The following is a 14,330-nucleotide window of genomic DNA, read 5'->3' on the forward strand; positions in this document are numbered from 1 at the left end:
GTGATATAGATCTAGATTTACCGATGGCGCAACATTACTGGAATCACGGTAAAAATTCAATTATCCCTTAGTCGTGTGGCCAGATAATTTCAATTTCTCCCAGCCTACTGCCATTTACAGGCCATTTAAGATATACTGTCCAGCCTTGCCTGTTAGCCTTTGCCTCCAAGAACCCTCTGCAAACCTGAATTTTTATTCACACAATCCGAATAACGCTTGACTAATGGCGCAAAAATATTCAAAATAAGCCAGTTTTTTGAATATAAGAATAATTCGATATGCAAGCCAATAAAAATCAAGACGAACTTGTAAAGACCTTTAAGGCTATCTTGAAAGAGGAGCGTTTTGGCTCCCAGAGCGAGATAGTCAACGCCCTGCAGTCCGAGGGCTTCAACAACATTAACCAATCCAAAGTCTCACGCATGCTGAGCAAGTTTGGCGCCGTGCGCACCCGCAACGCCAAGCAGGAGATGGTCTACTGCCTGCCCGCCGAGCTTGGGGTCCCGACGGCCGGCAGCCCACTGAAGAACTTAGTACTGGATGTCGACCATAACCAATCTATGATAGTGGTCAGAACCAGCCCAGGTGCGGCCCAGCTGATCGCCAGACTACTGGACTCCATAGGTAAGCCAGAAGGCATTCTTGGCACCATCGCCGGTGACGATACCATCTTTATCTGCCCTTCCAACATTCAGGAAGTGGACAAGACACTCGAGACCGTCAAGTCGCTATTTAACTACGCCGATTAATCCACTTCTCAAGGATGGCCTAAGCCGTCCTCTCAAGAGACACCCTTTAGCCAGTTTGGGCAAAGGGTGTTTTTTTATCTAAGTTTTGACTTGGTTTTACCTAGGTTTAATCACGCTCAAATTGAATACTGTATATCTGATAGGATACACTGAGTCCAAACCATCCCCCTCTGTCACCCGATGGTTAAGGACCCGAGATGAATAACAATAAGATAATCAATATCGACAACCTTTGCTGGGAATCTTGGCAACACTCAGATCGATACGCCAGCCATCAGAAACATATCGGCGATGCCGCCGGTTGTCAGCAGATCGGCGTCACCATGGAACGACTGGAGCCCGGCAAGCTCTCCTCCGTCGCCCACTATCACACCAAGGAAGAGGAACACCTCTACGCGCTGCAAGGCGAAGCCACCCTGTATATCGACGGCGAGCCTCACCCCTTTAAGCAGGGCGACTATATCTGTTTTACCGCCAACTCAGGCATCGCCCATACCCTGAAAAACGAATCCGAAGCCGACTTCCTGTTTCTGGTGCTGGGCAATCGCGATCCCCATGATGTGGTGGTGTACCCAGAGCATAATAAGGTGCAGGTGCGCTCCATCGATGAGATCTATGCCAAGCGCCCTACCAATTACTGGGATCCCGACCGTTAATTCAACGTTAAGCGGGCACAAAAAAACACACCTTAGGGTGTGTTTTTTATTAGGTTAACGTCTAGCAGCTAGACGCTGGTCACTATGAGGAACTCACATCGAGAAACTCAGACTAAGAGAGCCGCTTAGCCTTAATCCTCAAACTCTAATCCTTGAACTCTGCCTCTCGCTCCATGAAATCAAGCGACGGGGCAAAGAATGCCGAGCCTGTCAGTGCCTGGGTAAAGTGCATCAGGTGATCGTGATTCCCCTCGCCGTCGCCATGGACCATGCTGCTCAGCATCTTCTCGAAATGTACTGAGTTGCGACAGACTGAGATAAACATCAGCCCCTGCTCCTTCATCGACCCGTAAGGCATACTCTGGCGCAGGATCTCCATCGACTTGCCGTCTGCATCCTTCAGGTTGACCCGCTTGATGTGGCTGGTAAGCGGCTTGTCCTCAGAGGCATATTCGATATTGTCTATCTTGGTACGGCCTATGATATCTTCCTGCTTCTTCTGCGGCAGACGGTTCCACTTACTGAGGTTATGGGCAAACTTCTGCACATGAATATAGCTGCCACCACGGAAATACTCGTCTTCGTCGCCCACCAAAGCCACATCCTGACGATGACGCCCCTTAGGGTTCTCTGTGCCGTCGACAAATCCGGTTAGATCCCGGGTATCCATAAACTGGAATCCGCGCTCCTCATCCACCAGCTCTACCAAATCTTCAAACATCTGGCACACTTCGTTGGCCACCAGGTGCAAGATGTCATAACGATCGCAGCGCAGATGCACGAAGAGATCATACTCATGGGCCGGTGCATCACGATTGTCGGCATGCATGGCCGGGAAAGGCTTGAGCTGTGAAGGACGACGCCCTGAATACAGGCTATCCCAATAGTTGGCACCTATGGCCACGAAACCGTTGAAGGCGCTGTCGGCATACTGGTCGGCCAATTCATAGATATACTGAGCGACATTGGCGACGCAGGGACGCAGCTGAGACTCGACGCCGTCGTTGGCGTTGAACATCAGATACACGCTATGTAAATTTCCTTCGGCACACACACCCAGCTGTTCACGTGGCATAACCAGACTATCCATAAATAAACCTACCTTTCGTCAGTCTCAATTTCGGCGTTATTATCCGAAACTTTAGCGATAATTAGTATTACACAACCCACAAACCGTTAAAGCGAAACGTCATTTACCGGCTAGATTAACTTTTTTTTAAGTTGGCAACCATAGCCAGACGCAAATGCCCTTCACAAAAGTGTTACATAGGCTAGCTTAGAAGAGCACCGCCGGATGAGGCGTCACCGACAGGCCAACCTTCTGCCCAGGGCTAAAATGGTGCAGGGGCGAGCGCACTGCCAACATCTCCTCGCCAATCAAGATGCTGTAGTGGCACAGATTACCGAGGAAGCGCCGCGCTACGATAGTGCCCTCACCTTGCTCGTCTTCTGTCATCTGCAGCTGCTCCGGACGCAGCAGGAACTCGCCGCGATAGCCGGCGGCTTTGGCCAAATCACTGCTGCTTTGTACTTCACCTAGCAGGGTCTGTAACCGGGCCCTATCTTTCACCTCACAGCTAAGATAGTTCACCTGACCGAGGAACTCCGCCACATACTTATCCGTTGGCTCAGCGTAGAGGCTCTCTGCACTGCCATATTGAGCTATGGCGCCATCCTTGAAGAGCGCCAGCTTATCGGCGAACACGAAGGCCTCATCCTTGCTGTGGGTTACAAACACGGCACTTACTCCGCGCTGCTTTAAGATCTCGCGGATCTCCACCATCATCTCACCACGCACCTTAGCGTCGATATTGGAAAAGGGCTCATCGAGCAGCAGAAGTTCTGGCTCATAAGCAAGCGCCCGGGCAATCGACACCCGCTGCTGCTGACCCCCCGAGAGTTCGTGAGGATAACGGCCCCCTAAGCCCTCTAGCTTCACCAGCGCCAGCATCTCTCCCAGCCTCGCTTGTCTGGCAGACTTATCCAAGCTTTTCACCCCGAACAAGATATTCTCGGCCACAGTCAGGTGAGGAAACAGAGCGTAGTCTTGGAAAATCATCCCGACCTCTCGCCGCTCGCTAGGCACAAACGTCTCGGGTCCCGAGAGCAGTCGACCATTGATGCTGATACGCCCTTGGGAGATAGGCTGCAGCCCGGCAATTGCCTTGAGTAGCGTGGTCTTGCCACAGCCGCTTGGGCCGAGCAGGGCGGCAATTTCTCCCTGATGCAGCACAAGATCTAAGCCGTGCAGAATCGTCTGCCCCTGATAATCGCTGTGAACCTGTTCTATGGTAAGCGTCGACATATTAGTTACCTTGCTCCAAGGAGCGATTGAGATAGATAAGCGGGACTAACCCCACCAAGACGATCACTATGGCCCCCAGAGCGCCCTGCTCTAGCTGTTCATCCGAGACAAATTGGTAGACATAGGTGGCGAGATTCTCGAATCCCACGGGCCTGAGTAGCAAAGCCGCCGGCAGCTCCTTCATACACTCGATAAAGACCAGCAAGATGGCGGCGAAGATGCCGCTGCGAAGCAGTGGCAGATGGATCCGCGATAGGATGGCGCTGGGCCTCATCCCCATTGTGACCGATGCCATATCCAGCGAGGGACTGATCTGTTTATAGCTGTTTTCTATGCTGCCGATGGCGATGGCCGCAAAGCGGATCGCAAAGGCAAAAATTAATACAAACAGGGTGCCACTGAAGATAAGCCCTGGCCCACTCTGGTCGAAATAGGCATAGAGATCGTTGACCGCGAAATCAATAAGGCTCAGAGGCACCAAGACGCCTATCGCCAGCACAGTACCCGGCAGGGCATAGCCCGTCGAGGCCAGGCGTGAAGGCAGGATATCGATTTTTCTTGGACTGCAGCGCCGGACAAACATCAACAGCAAGGCGAACACCACAGTGACTAGGCTAACTACCAAGGCAATGGTCAGGCTGTTGAGACTGTATTCCCAGAAGGCCTGATTCCAACTGACATCAAAGTAGTTCCAGGCATACCCCAGCAAGACCCAAATAGGCAGGCCGAAGGCCAACAGCAGCAGCACGGCACAATAACCCGTTGCGAGCCAGGCCTTAACACCCGAGAGCGCATATCGTTCGTGGGAGGTTATCGGCGTCTGTTTCTGAAACAGCTGCTGTTTACGCCGGGCAAAACGCTCGGCGCCGATCAGACAGAAGACCACCAGCAGTATGATGGCTGAGAGTTTGGCTGCCGCCGCCAGACTGCCGTATCCCAGCCAGGTATCGTAGACCGCCGTCGTCAAGGTAGGCACGGCAAAGTAGCTGACGGTAGCGAAATCGGCGGCCGTCTCCATCGCCACCAGCGCCGCCCCCACCGCCAAGGCGGGCCGTGCCATAGGCAGGTTCAAGCGCCAGAAACTGCGCCAGGGCCCTGCGCCCATCACTCTGGAGGCGTGCAGCAGGCTTGGCGACTGCTCCATGAAGGCGGTGCGCGCCAGCAGATAGATATAGGGAAACAGCACCAGTGCCAACATCACAGACGCGCCGCCCAGGGTGCGCACATCGGGAAAGTAATAATCCGTGGGCGACAGCCAGCCATTGACTTGCCGCAGCCAGGCCTGAACAGGCCCAGCATAATCCAACAGGTCCGTATAGACATAGGCCACCACATAGGCAGGCATGGCTAGTGGCAGCAGCAGCGCCCACTGAAACCCATTGCGTCCGGGAAAATCACAGCGGGCCACACACCAGGCCGCAGGCACGGCGATCAGCAAGGCGCCCAGGCTGACAAACAACATCAAGGCCAAGGTGTTGAAAATATAGGTCGGCAGAACGGTTTGCATCAGGTGACCGAATACCGCCTCATCTGGCACCATTGCCTGTATGCAGATGGCTCCTAGGGGCAGGGCGAAGCAGATGGCGGTCAGATAGCTTAGGGTCGACCAGGATTTGGGAAAGCCTAAAATCATAGAAAATCTCAATAAAGCGAGTCAGGCCATTATCTGTGACCAACTTAAATCTAAGCTTAAACGCAAACGATTATTAATTGAATAGTGACCCATGCAGCATAAAAACGAGATAGCCTTCCCGAAGGAAGGCTATCTTTTAAGCAACGACCGCCTATCACTAGAGATCGAACTTGACCTGGTCGAGCAACTTCACCGCTGCACCGTGATACTCGGCCAGCTTGTGGATGGGAAGTTCATCGGCCTTATATTCTCCCCAAGAGGCTACCAGTTTAGACGGCTTCACATCTGCCTTGACTGGATATTCCATGTTAAGCTCGGCGTAGGTCTGCTGCGCCTGTTGACCTGAGAGGTATTCCATCAACTTGATGGCGTTCTCGCGCTCTGGAGCATACTTAGCCAGGGCCATGCCTGAGACATTGATGTGAGCCCCACGATTTTTCTGATTCGGGAAGTTGATGTTGACCGCCTCGGCCCAAGGCACCTGCTTAGGATCTTGTAACATCTTACCCAGGTAATAGCTGTTACCTATGGCGATATCACACAGCCCCTCTTTAACCGCCTTCACCTGCGCCCTGTCGTTACCCTGTGGCTTGCGGGCCAGGTTTGCCTTAACGCCTTCTAGCCAGGTCTTAGTGTCTGCCTCACCATGATGGGCGATCATCGACGCCACCAGAGAGATGTTGTAGGGGTGCTTACCGCTACGGGTACAGATCTTGCCCTTAAATTTAGGATCCGCCAGATCTTCATAATCGATCTCCAAGGGGCCCAGACGCTCCTTAGAAGAGTAGATATTTCTCACGCGTTTCGTCAGGGCAAACCAATCGCCATTGGGCGAGCGAAGATTAGCAGGAATGTTCTGCGCTAAGGTCTCGCTATCGACCGAGGCCACCAGCCCTTTATCCGCCAACTCCATCAAACGGGAGAAATCTGAGGTGAGCACGAGATCCGCAGGTGACAGACGTCCCTCGCGGGCGATTCGCTCGGCAATGCCCTGCTTGGCAAATACCAGATTGACCTTGATGCCAGTCTCCTTGGTAAAGTCAGCCAAAATGGGATCGATAAGAAAAGCCTGTCGGTAGGAATAAACCGTGACGCTGTCGGCCGCATTGGCCATTGAAGTGACACAAGCAAAACCCAGAACAGCCAAACGTTTCATGAATCTCATGCAATACTCCGCTATAAGTTTAATGATAATAATTATCAATTGCGTCAAGGGTAATCAATCTGGCAGAAAACGGCAAGTGAGATTCATCAAAATTTGCGAGGCCGCTCATTTTGACCAAAAAAGCCTCGCTGACTAGACTCAAAGGACTCGGCCACAAAAAGGATCTCATATGTTTCTGGAAATTCTCGCGCTGATACTCGCCGTCATTCTTATTTTATTCCTGTTTAAACATAGATTTACTCGGGTACGAGTCAGGCGGGCCCGCAGGGCCGCCGTGCAGCAGGCCAACCTGAGCGCCAGAATGATCAGCGAAGAAGTTCCCCATGCGCCGACGCACAGCCTCAATACCAGTCACCCCTATCACTGTGTCGAGATAGTCAACGACGAGGGCCTGTGTGGCAGCGCAAAGAAATTAAAAGGCAAACGATTCCTCTCCAAAGATGCGCCGACGCTGCCACTTCCCGGCTGTAACAAGGGTGAATGTAGCTGCCGATATCTTCATCATGAAGACAGACGTGGACAAAATGAAGACAGGCGGGTCGACTTCGGTGTAACCCGTGAACTCTATGGTGTGTTTGGCGAGCCCAACAGGCGCAGTCAACCGGCTAAGGGACGGCGCCATACTGATACTCGCCACTAACTTCTAACTTCTAACGGCTAACTGCTAACTGCTAACTGCTAAGCACTGCACCCAAATCTGTGAGTACAAGCTCTTTAGTGATACAGCCAAGCCTAGACGTGGGGACGCGTGGTTAACATGGCCGCGCTCTTGGAGAAGGTCTGTAGCCATCTGGCCGTCGCCGGGGCAACTTTACGCCAATCCAGATCCGGATGACGAAAATCTATATACTCTAGCAGGCAGGCGAGGCAGATCTGCTGCAAGGACACCTTGCTGTGGCCATAAATGGCCATCAGCTCTATCTGCGCCAAGCCCCTGAGTAATGCCTGTTCAAACCGCGCCGTCCAAAATGGGCTACGCAAACCTTCATCGTCGCGCATCTGCTCCTGTCTTAAGGCCACCGCGCTATCGAGCAAGCCCTTAATCAGGGAGTACTGGGTCTCGCCGTACCAGGAATCACCGGGCTGTCCAAACAGCTCGCCACCGCAATACTCATGATCCAGATAGCGCAGGATCACTTCGCTGTCATACAAGGTGCCACCATCGTTTAACAGCAGACAAGGGATCTTGGCCAGCGGATTGGCATCCAGTAATAGCTCGGTATTCTCAAGAGGATTGACGGCAACCGGCTCGATCCCCCTGATGGCAAATTGTGCAATAACGACCCGCACGGTTCTGGCGTAGGGTGACGCCAGCGAAAAGAGTAATTGCATATCGCTTCCTCTACCAATATTTCTCGACGGTGATCTGCCCTGGCGCGCGGCGAAGATTCTTAGCCAGCCCGCGGGACTGCAACAGGGTATTGAGCTCTTTGATCATCTCTGGATGACCACAGATCATCACCTGTGAATCTTGCGCGTTCAGCTTGAGCCCAACCTGCTGCTCGATCACACCACTCTCGACGCCTTGGGTGATGCGGCAACTGAGCGCGCCTTCCACCGGCTCCCGAGTCACGGAGGTGACTAAGGTAAACTTTCCGGGATACTTGGTCTGGAACGCCTTAAGCTCTTCATAATAGGCGAGATCCTCTTGATAGCGTACGCCATAGACTAAGATCACCCGCTCAAATCGCTGCCAGGGCTCATTGGTTCTCATCATGGAGATAAAAGGGCCTACCGCGGTTCCCGTAGCAAAAAACCACATATGCTTGCCCTGGGCAGGGAGCTCATCCAGCGTCATGAATCCCGCCGCCTTGGTGGAGATATCGACGCTATCCCCCGGAGCCAATGCCTGCAACCTAGGCGACAGCAGGCCATCGTCAACACTGACCGCCAGCACCTCCAGCAGCGGCGCATCGGGCGCATTGACCAGTGAATAGGCCCTGGCGACACGTCTGTCGTCGATATGCAGCGACAACTTAATGAATTGCCCGGCAATAAATTCGCCGATATCGGCCGACAGCTTCAGAGTAAATAACTGATCGCTCCAGTCAATCCGCTCTACAACCTTTGCCTCTCCCCACATATCGCCACCTCTGCTGGCATCAATCGATACTGATACTCCCATGATTCATAGATTTTCTATCCGAGTCAAGATAACAAAAAACCCCTTATCTTAAGGGGTTTATCGAAATCAAATGGGAGTCAGAAGGCCTTATTCTTGCTCTGTCTCTTGATTGAAACTGTCTCTGAATGCCTGCAGCCCTTCCTGTACTAAGCCATAGGTCTTGTCGACCCCAGCCGCAATATCGCCTTCAAGCACCTTGAGTCCGGAGAGGATATCTTTGGCCTCATCGAAACCTTGATCTATGGCGCCGCCAATAATGTCCATGAAGGAGCTGAGCTGCTCATCGAAGGACATGCTGCTGTTTTGCTCTTGATGTATGGCGAAGAATTGAGTCGCGAAGCTGACGATGCGCTCGGCCGTCGCCTCGGGAGAGGTATCCACCCCTTGAGCCGCCGCCGTTTCGATGGCGTGCTCACCCATGGTCGGTGCCAGCTCTTCATTAATCGCCTCAATCGCCGCCTTATACAGCAGCTGCATAGGCTCATTGCCCGCGCTCAAGTTCACCTCTTGCTGCGCTTCCAGGATCGCCGTATTCATCAGCTGTTTACTGGCCGCCAAGGCCGTCTTGTTCTTGGCCACTTCGGAGACTTGTTGACCATGGTTAGTCGTCGAATCTGTCTTGTTGTGCGCCGCCGCAGATACGGCTCCGCCGTGATTTTGAATCTCCATAATCGCCTCGCTCACCAAATTAAAATAACTCTCAGCTATTATTATCGTCCATTTTGTAAGCAACTTTAGCGCAAAGGCCCAATTAATCTGTCATCGGCAATACAGCCAAAATGCGATATGCTAGCCAATTCGTTAATTAAATAGGGGTTCCCATGTTACGACTCATCAGCTTTGGACTTCTCGCCCTAGTAGCTTACCTGCCTATGGCACAGGCCAATCCAGCGATCGCCAGCAAGACGGTAATTCTGGTGCGTCATGCCGAAAAAGCCGACCAGGGACGCGACCCTAGCCTGAATGACGCGGGCAAGTTGCGGGCACAAGCATTGGTTGAAAGCTTGGGCGATACCCCACTCAGCCTGGCCATATCCACACAATTTAAGCGCACCCAGGAAACCTTAACGCCGCTCATAACCGCCAGAGGAATTCCTTTAGTTGTCATCGACGCAGGCAGGGATATGGACAAACATATTGCGACCATTGCCGACAAGGTGATGGCGCAGCAGGGCAATGTGATCATCGCCGGTCACTCCAATACAGTGCCACTGATCATCAAGGCACTTCGAGGACCCGAGATACCTCAATTGAGAGAGGATGAATATGACAATTTATTTATCCTTTCCCTGCCCCAAGATGGCGCAAGTAGCCTGATAAAAACCCAATATGGTGCAACTTCAGGCAATACCCAATAAGGATTAGACATTAGTCTAGATAGCGCTAGCTTTATGAACTAAACTTGATTACATTAGCGATATATGGAATAGCAGCACGCGCTGGCGTTTAGCGCAGCCACGGAGAATCACTGGTGAGTAATTCGTTTTTTGGAGCGGGAAATAAAAGTAAACCTTTGTCGGTTAGCTGTCAAAACTGCAACCGATTAACGGTTATCGAAGGCGAGACCATCTGCTTCAAGGGTGGAGAGATCATTAGACTGACCCCCTATGAGCCGAAAAATACCAAGCTCAGCCTCCTCTGTGACGGTTGGAAGCCGATCAACACCTCAAAGACAGCCTAATCCTTCTGCCAACCACTGTGGCGGCAAACCCTACATCATCCCCGCATAGTCATTCGCGCAGTGCTTTACCTCACGCGTAAGGCCTTCGATTACGGTCGAGGGCGGGATCATGGCAAGGGTCAGGCCCCGTGTCGTGACCCTCAGGTAGGAACTCAGCTGAGCATAGACTACCACCAACTCCTCCTGTCCCAATCCCCGCTCTCTTAAGGTCGCCATGATGGCAAGCCAATCGGTATCAACGATCCGTGCCTGGCCTTCGATACTTGCATGTATAGGGATGTTTTTCATGGGACCGCCTCCGTAGGTTAGTTATTAACAAATATTATGCAAATCAAACCTGAACGAATACTTAATCCCACACAATTAATGCTGATTTTGTACGGTCCACAATTTCTTATACAGGCCATCGGCCGCCAACAGGCTCTGGTGATCGCCACGCTCAACTATCTTGCCCTGACTCAGCACCAAGATCTGGTCGGCATCCACGACCGTCGACAGCCTGTGGGCGATAACCAGACTCGTATGCCCCTTGGCCATCTCCTTGAGCGCATTGAGGATCGCCTGCTCCGAATGGCTGTCCAGCGAAGAGGTCGCCTCGTCGAACACCAGTAATGGAGAACCCTTGAGGATCGCCCTGGCGATCGCCACCCTCTGTTTCTCGCCGCCGGAGAGTTTTAATCCGCGCTCACCCACCTTGGTGTGCCAGCCTTCACTGAGTTGTGAGACGAAGTTTGACAGATGCGCCAGCTCTATCGCCGCCTTCACCTGCTCATCGCTCGCCCCCGGCAGACCATAACGAATATTCTCCAATAGGGAGTCGTTAAACAACACGGTATCTTGCGGCACTATGGCGATGGCGCTACGCAGCGCGTGTTGAGTCAGCGCCTTGGTATCATGGCCATCTATAGTGATCGTCCCCTGCTGCGTCTCATAGAAGCGAAACAACAGCTTCACTATGGTAGATTTCCCCGCGCCACTATCCCCCACTATCGCCACCTTGTGACCGGCGGGGATCTCGAAACTCACATCGGACAAGATAGGCCTGTCACCGTAACGAAAACTCACGCCCTCAAATTTAAGGCTCCCTTGGGCGATATGGGGCGATGTAGCATCGGGGGCATCCTCAATCTTGGGCTGCCTGTCTAACAGGCTAAACATGCGTTCTATGTTGGCCAGGGCGCCGCGGATCTCACGATAGACGAAGCCTAAAAAATTCAGTGGCATAAACAGCTGCATCATAAAGGCGTTGATCAGCACAAAGTCACCTATGGTCATGGCTCCCTGGCTCACCTGAGTTGCCGCCAGCGCCAACATCAGCGTCATCGCCAGCGAGATGATCAGCGCCTGACCGGCGTTGAGCGCAAACAATGAGAGCCGATTCTTACGCTTGGCCACTTCCCAGCGCTCGAGGGCATGATCATATTGCTCAGATTCATAGGCCTCGTTGTTAAAGTATTTCACCGTCTCATAGTTAAGCAGGCTATCTATGGCGCGGGTATTGGACTGAGAATCGGCCATCGCCGCCTCACGCACGAAGCCAGTACGCCATTCAGTGGCGAAGATAGAGAAGAGAATATAGGCGACAACGGCGCTCAGGGTAATTAACGCAAACGCCCAGCCATAGTTATAAAGCAAGATACCCACCACCAGGGCGATCTCAAGCAGGGTCGGCACTATATTGAATACCATGAAGCGCATCAGGAAGCTGACCCCGCTGGTACCGCGCTCGATATCCCGCGACAGTCCCCCGGTACGCCGCTCAAGATGAAACGCCAGATCCAACCTGTGCAGATGGTCAAACACAGACAAGCCAAGGCGTCTTATCGCCCGCTCGGTGACCCGGCCAAATAGTGTGTCTCTCACCTCTGAGATCACCGTATTGAGCAGGCGCAGGCTGCCGTATGCGAGCACCAGGGCGATGGGTACGGCGATCATCTGCTCGACTGAGGCCTCACTCAGGGTATCCACCAGCTGTTTGAGTACGAATGGCAGGCCGACACTCGCCATTTTGGCCACCACAAGACAGGCCAGCGCCAGCACGACCCGCCCCTTAAATTCCAACAAATAGGGCCAAAGCAATTTCAGGACATGCCAGTTCAGTTTATCGATAGGACCATCAAAATAGAGCGTGGGACGCATGGCAACTCCAGCTAGCATCAAGATAAGGACGATGGCATTTAGGTGAGGTTAAGATAAAAGCCATAACATACACCATCTTACCTCAGTAGACTTACCCGCCACTAGCTCAATTATCCGCCTTTGCCAAGGGGTTAGCATTTTGCCTTAGATAAGGAGGTCAATTTCAGACTTTTGGCGCAGTCCCCCGTACAAACAGGTACAACTTTAGACTGATTAAATGATGGCAAAACCAGAAAAAAGCATTATTCTTGAGAGAATAATTATCAGTTTAGTGTTTCAACGGGGTAATTATTGTTATCTCTTGCCGGAGATTTTGATAATCTCAAGATCAGCTTAAGGCAGTTCAAGCTGAGTAAAAAGCAGAGCGGGAATAACCCCAAATTTTTAAAGGAAGCCGATATGCCACAATCATCTGACGTGCAATACCCTCCATTGCCATTGGTACAAACTTGGGTATGGATGATGACAGAATCGAACAGCCCAGAAATCCAACAAAAGGGTCAAAACAATTTAATATCGTCTTTTGGCAGTCTTGCTAAAGCCAACGAATATCTGGTGAAACAACAAGCCAAATAAACAGGCCAGCAAAACGCAAAAAAGGAAGCCAATTGGCTTCCTTTTTCATATTAGGGTCGGCATAGCATCAAGCGACTGTCGCTAACTCCGCAACCAACAAAACCTTGGGCAAAGCTGGCATAGCGTTAGCCGCGGCGCTCGAGCACACACTGATTCAAATTTGCCAGCAAGGTTTCGGTATCTTCCCAACCGATACAGGCATCTGTGATGCTCTGGCCGTAACACAGCGGCTGCCCTTCGATATAGTCCTGACGTCCCTCAACCAGGTGACTCTCAACCATCACACCGAAAATCGCCCGCTCACCGGCGCTTATCTGACTAGCCACATCCTCGCCCACCAGCATCTGGCGCTTAAACTGTTTGCTGCTGTTGGCATGGCTAAAGTCCACCATGATATTTTGCGGCAGCTTGGCCTTAGCCAACTGCTCGCTGATCGCCTGCACGTGCTCGGCGCTATAGTTAGGCTCCTTGCCGCCACGTAGAATGATGTGACAATCTGGATTGCCCTTGGTGGAGACGATCGCCGAATGGCCATACTTGGTCACCGACAGGAAATGGTGCGGCGCACTCGCGGCGCCTATAGCGTCGATAGCCACCTTGATGGTGCCATCGGTACCATTCTTAAAACCAACGGGGCAAGAGAGGCCAGATGCCAGCTCTCTGTGTACCTGTGACTCTGTAGTGCGAGCACCGATAGCGCCCCAACACATGAGATCCGCCACATATTGGGGCGTGATCATATCCAAAAATTCACCCGCGGTCGGCACACCTAACTCATTGAGATCTAAAAGCAGTTTTCGAGCTGTGCGCAGGCCATCATTCAACTTGAAGCTATTGTCCATGTAAGGGTCGTTGATCAAGCCCTTCCAGCCCACTGTGGTGCGCGGTTTCTCGAAATAGACGCGCATCACTACCTCGAGTTGATCCTTATATTGCTCGCGTAATTTGGCGAGCCTCTCACCATATTCCAGCGCTGCCTTAGGGTCGTGGATAGAACAGGGACCAATGATCACCAGCAGACGATCATCTTCTTTTTTCAGGATATTGTGAATATTCTGCCGCGCGTTAAACACTGTTGCCGATGCATTTTCGCTTGCCGGAAATCGCTCGAGTATGGCGACAGGGGGTAACAACTCTTTAATTTTATTAATGCGAACGTCATCAGTTTGATAATACATGATATTTATTTTCCACTCCGGCTCTGGATTAAATAAGGGTCTCTCTATTGCACTACTGATTTCAATTTATCCAGTATCCACAGCTATTGCAACCAAACATTAATAAAATAAAGAAGATAAAAA

General features: G+C 52.0%; 16 protein-coding genes. 6 read left to right on the forward strand and 10 right to left on the reverse strand.

All coding sequences use genetic code 11. The features are described 5' to 3' along the window. Positions 1-278: 278 nt before the first annotated feature. Positions 279-749, forward strand: coding sequence for a transcriptional regulator ArgR (gene argR / locus K0H81_RS15745; RefSeq protein ID WP_011864672.1), 471 nt, complete (start codon positions 279-281; stop codon positions 747-749). Positions 750-946: 197 nt separating this feature from the next. Beyond that, entirely contained in the window at positions 947-1,405 is a 459-nt protein-coding gene (locus K0H81_RS15750) for a cupin domain-containing protein (protein ID WP_144200825.1), read from the forward strand. A 145-nt stretch (positions 1,406-1,550) separates the two neighbouring features. On the opposite strand, the gene K0H81_RS15755 is transcribed toward K0H81_RS15750, so the two are convergent. From K0H81_RS15755 to K0H81_RS15770, 4 genes are all read right to left on the reverse strand, one after another. After that, on the reverse strand, positions 1,551-2,495 hold the full coding sequence (locus tag K0H81_RS15755; protein ID WP_220058931.1) for a Dyp-type peroxidase: 945 nt from the start codon (positions 2,493-2,495) through the stop codon (positions 1,551-1,553). Positions 2,496-2,681: 186 nt separating this feature from the next. Continuing rightward, the gene (locus K0H81_RS15760) at positions 2,682-3,710 is read right to left on the reverse strand and encodes an ABC transporter ATP-binding protein (protein ID WP_220058932.1); all 1,029 of its coding nucleotides are present in this window, start codon (positions 3,708-3,710) and stop codon (positions 2,682-2,684) included. A gap of 1 nt (position 3,711) precedes the next feature. Beyond that, positions 3,712-5,343 carry an ABC transporter permease gene (locus tag K0H81_RS15765; RefSeq protein WP_220058933.1) on the reverse strand — a complete coding sequence of 544 codons (1,632 nt, stop codon included), beginning with the start codon at positions 5,341-5,343 and terminating at the stop codon, positions 3,712-3,714. 157 nt (positions 5,344-5,500) lie between these two features. Continuing rightward, positions 5,501-6,508, reverse strand: a complete 1,008-nt coding sequence (locus K0H81_RS15770; RefSeq protein ID WP_220058934.1) for a Fe(3+) ABC transporter substrate-binding protein — start codon at positions 6,506-6,508, stop codon at positions 5,501-5,503. A 169-nt stretch (positions 6,509-6,677) separates the two neighbouring features. Between K0H81_RS15770 and K0H81_RS15775 the strand changes: the two genes are divergently transcribed. After that, positions 6,678-7,148, forward strand: coding sequence for a hypothetical protein (locus K0H81_RS15775; protein WP_220058935.1), 471 nt, complete (start codon positions 6,678-6,680; stop codon positions 7,146-7,148). Between the two features lie 92 nt (positions 7,149-7,240). On the opposite strand, the gene K0H81_RS15780 is transcribed toward K0H81_RS15775, so the two are convergent. The 3 genes from K0H81_RS15780 to K0H81_RS15790 form a co-directional block, all read right to left on the reverse strand. Next, positions 7,241-7,840, reverse strand: coding sequence for a glutathione S-transferase N-terminal domain-containing protein (locus tag K0H81_RS15780; RefSeq protein ID WP_220058936.1), 600 nt, complete (start codon positions 7,838-7,840; stop codon positions 7,241-7,243). A 10-nt stretch (positions 7,841-7,850) separates the two neighbouring features. Next, entirely contained in the window at positions 7,851-8,591 is a 741-nt protein-coding gene (locus tag K0H81_RS15785) for a ferredoxin--NADP reductase (protein ID WP_220058937.1), read from the reverse strand. Between the two features lie 129 nt (positions 8,592-8,720). Beyond that, positions 8,721-9,302 carry a DUF5610 domain-containing protein gene (locus K0H81_RS15790; protein WP_220058938.1) on the reverse strand — a complete coding sequence of 194 codons (582 nt, stop codon included), beginning with the start codon at positions 9,300-9,302 and terminating at the stop codon, positions 8,721-8,723. Positions 9,303-9,454: 152 nt separating this feature from the next. On the opposite strand from K0H81_RS15790, the gene K0H81_RS15795 reads away from it, so the two are divergent. Further along, positions 9,455-9,991: a phosphoglycerate mutase family protein gene (locus K0H81_RS15795; protein ID WP_220058939.1), complete on the forward strand. Its 537-nt coding sequence runs from the start codon at positions 9,455-9,457 to the stop codon at positions 9,989-9,991. A gap of 113 nt (positions 9,992-10,104) precedes the next feature. Beyond that, entirely contained in the window at positions 10,105-10,314 is a 210-nt protein-coding gene (locus K0H81_RS20270) for a hypothetical protein (protein ID WP_258406311.1), read from the forward strand. Positions 10,315-10,344: 30 nt separating this feature from the next. Here K0H81_RS20270 and K0H81_RS15800 read toward each other — a convergent pair whose 3' ends face one another. Together K0H81_RS15800 and K0H81_RS15805 are read right to left on the reverse strand one after the other, a co-directional pair. Beyond that, positions 10,345-10,602, reverse strand: a complete 258-nt coding sequence (locus K0H81_RS15800; protein WP_220058940.1) for a hypothetical protein — start codon at positions 10,600-10,602, stop codon at positions 10,345-10,347. Positions 10,603-10,677: 75 nt separating this feature from the next. Further along, positions 10,678-12,453 (reverse strand): ABCB family ABC transporter ATP-binding protein/permease, encoded by a 1,776-nt coding sequence (locus tag K0H81_RS15805; protein ID WP_220058941.1) that lies wholly within the window; start codon positions 12,451-12,453, stop codon positions 10,678-10,680. A 291-nt stretch (positions 12,454-12,744) separates the two neighbouring features. On the opposite strand from K0H81_RS15805, the gene K0H81_RS15810 reads away from it, so the two are divergent. After that, on the forward strand, positions 12,745-13,029 hold the full coding sequence (locus tag K0H81_RS15810; RefSeq protein ID WP_041406420.1) for a hypothetical protein: 285 nt from the start codon (positions 12,745-12,747) through the stop codon (positions 13,027-13,029). A 125-nt stretch (positions 13,030-13,154) separates the two neighbouring features. Here K0H81_RS15810 and aroG read toward each other — a convergent pair whose 3' ends face one another. Continuing rightward, positions 13,155-14,207: a 3-deoxy-7-phosphoheptulonate synthase AroG gene (gene aroG / locus K0H81_RS15815; RefSeq protein WP_220058942.1), complete on the reverse strand. Its 1,053-nt coding sequence runs from the start codon at positions 14,205-14,207 to the stop codon at positions 13,155-13,157. Between the last annotated feature and the right edge of the window lie 123 nt (positions 14,208-14,330).

The organism is Shewanella halotolerans (genome assembly GCF_019457535.1).
Classification (GTDB): Bacteria; Pseudomonadota; Gammaproteobacteria; order Enterobacterales; family Shewanellaceae; genus Shewanella; species Shewanella halotolerans.

Bases quoted from the DNA above. Each gene is read 5' to 3' on its own strand.
- K0H81_RS15785 (WP_220058937.1), bottom strand. From the start codon at position 8,591: ATGTGGGGAGAGGCAAAGGTTGTAGAGCGGATTGACTGGAGCGATCAG.
- K0H81_RS15780 (WP_220058936.1), bottom strand. From the start codon at position 7,840: ATGCAATTACTCTTTTCGCTGGCGTCACCCTACGCCAGAACCGTGCGG.
- aroG (WP_220058942.1), bottom strand. From the start codon at position 14,207: ATGTATTATCAAACTGATGACGTTCGCATTAATAAAATTAAAGAGTTG.
- K0H81_RS15775 (WP_220058935.1), top strand. From the start codon at position 6,678: ATGTTTCTGGAAATTCTCGCGCTGATACTCGCCGTCATTCTTATTTTA.
- K0H81_RS15800 (WP_220058940.1), bottom strand. From the start codon at position 10,602: ATGAAAAACATCCCTATACATGCAAGTATCGAAGGCCAGGCACGGATC.
- K0H81_RS15760 (WP_220058932.1), bottom strand. From the start codon at position 3,710: ATGTCGACGCTTACCATAGAACAGGTTCACAGCGATTATCAGGGGCAG.
- K0H81_RS15770 (WP_220058934.1), bottom strand. From the start codon at position 6,508: ATGAGATTCATGAAACGTTTGGCTGTTCTGGGTTTTGCTTGTGTCACT.
- argR (WP_011864672.1), top strand. From the start codon at position 279: ATGCAAGCCAATAAAAATCAAGACGAACTTGTAAAGACCTTTAAGGCT.
- K0H81_RS15805 (WP_220058941.1), bottom strand. From the start codon at position 12,453: ATGCGTCCCACGCTCTATTTTGATGGTCCTATCGATAAACTGAACTGG.
- K0H81_RS15790 (WP_220058938.1), bottom strand. From the start codon at position 9,302: ATGGAGATTCAAAATCACGGCGGAGCCGTATCTGCGGCGGCGCACAAC.
- K0H81_RS15755 (WP_220058931.1), bottom strand. From the start codon at position 2,495: ATGGATAGTCTGGTTATGCCACGTGAACAGCTGGGTGTGTGTGCCGAA.
- K0H81_RS15750 (WP_144200825.1), top strand. From the start codon at position 947: ATGAATAACAATAAGATAATCAATATCGACAACCTTTGCTGGGAATCT.
- K0H81_RS15765 (WP_220058933.1), bottom strand. From the start codon at position 5,343: ATGATTTTAGGCTTTCCCAAATCCTGGTCGACCCTAAGCTATCTGACC.
- K0H81_RS15795 (WP_220058939.1), top strand. From the start codon at position 9,455: ATGTTACGACTCATCAGCTTTGGACTTCTCGCCCTAGTAGCTTACCTG.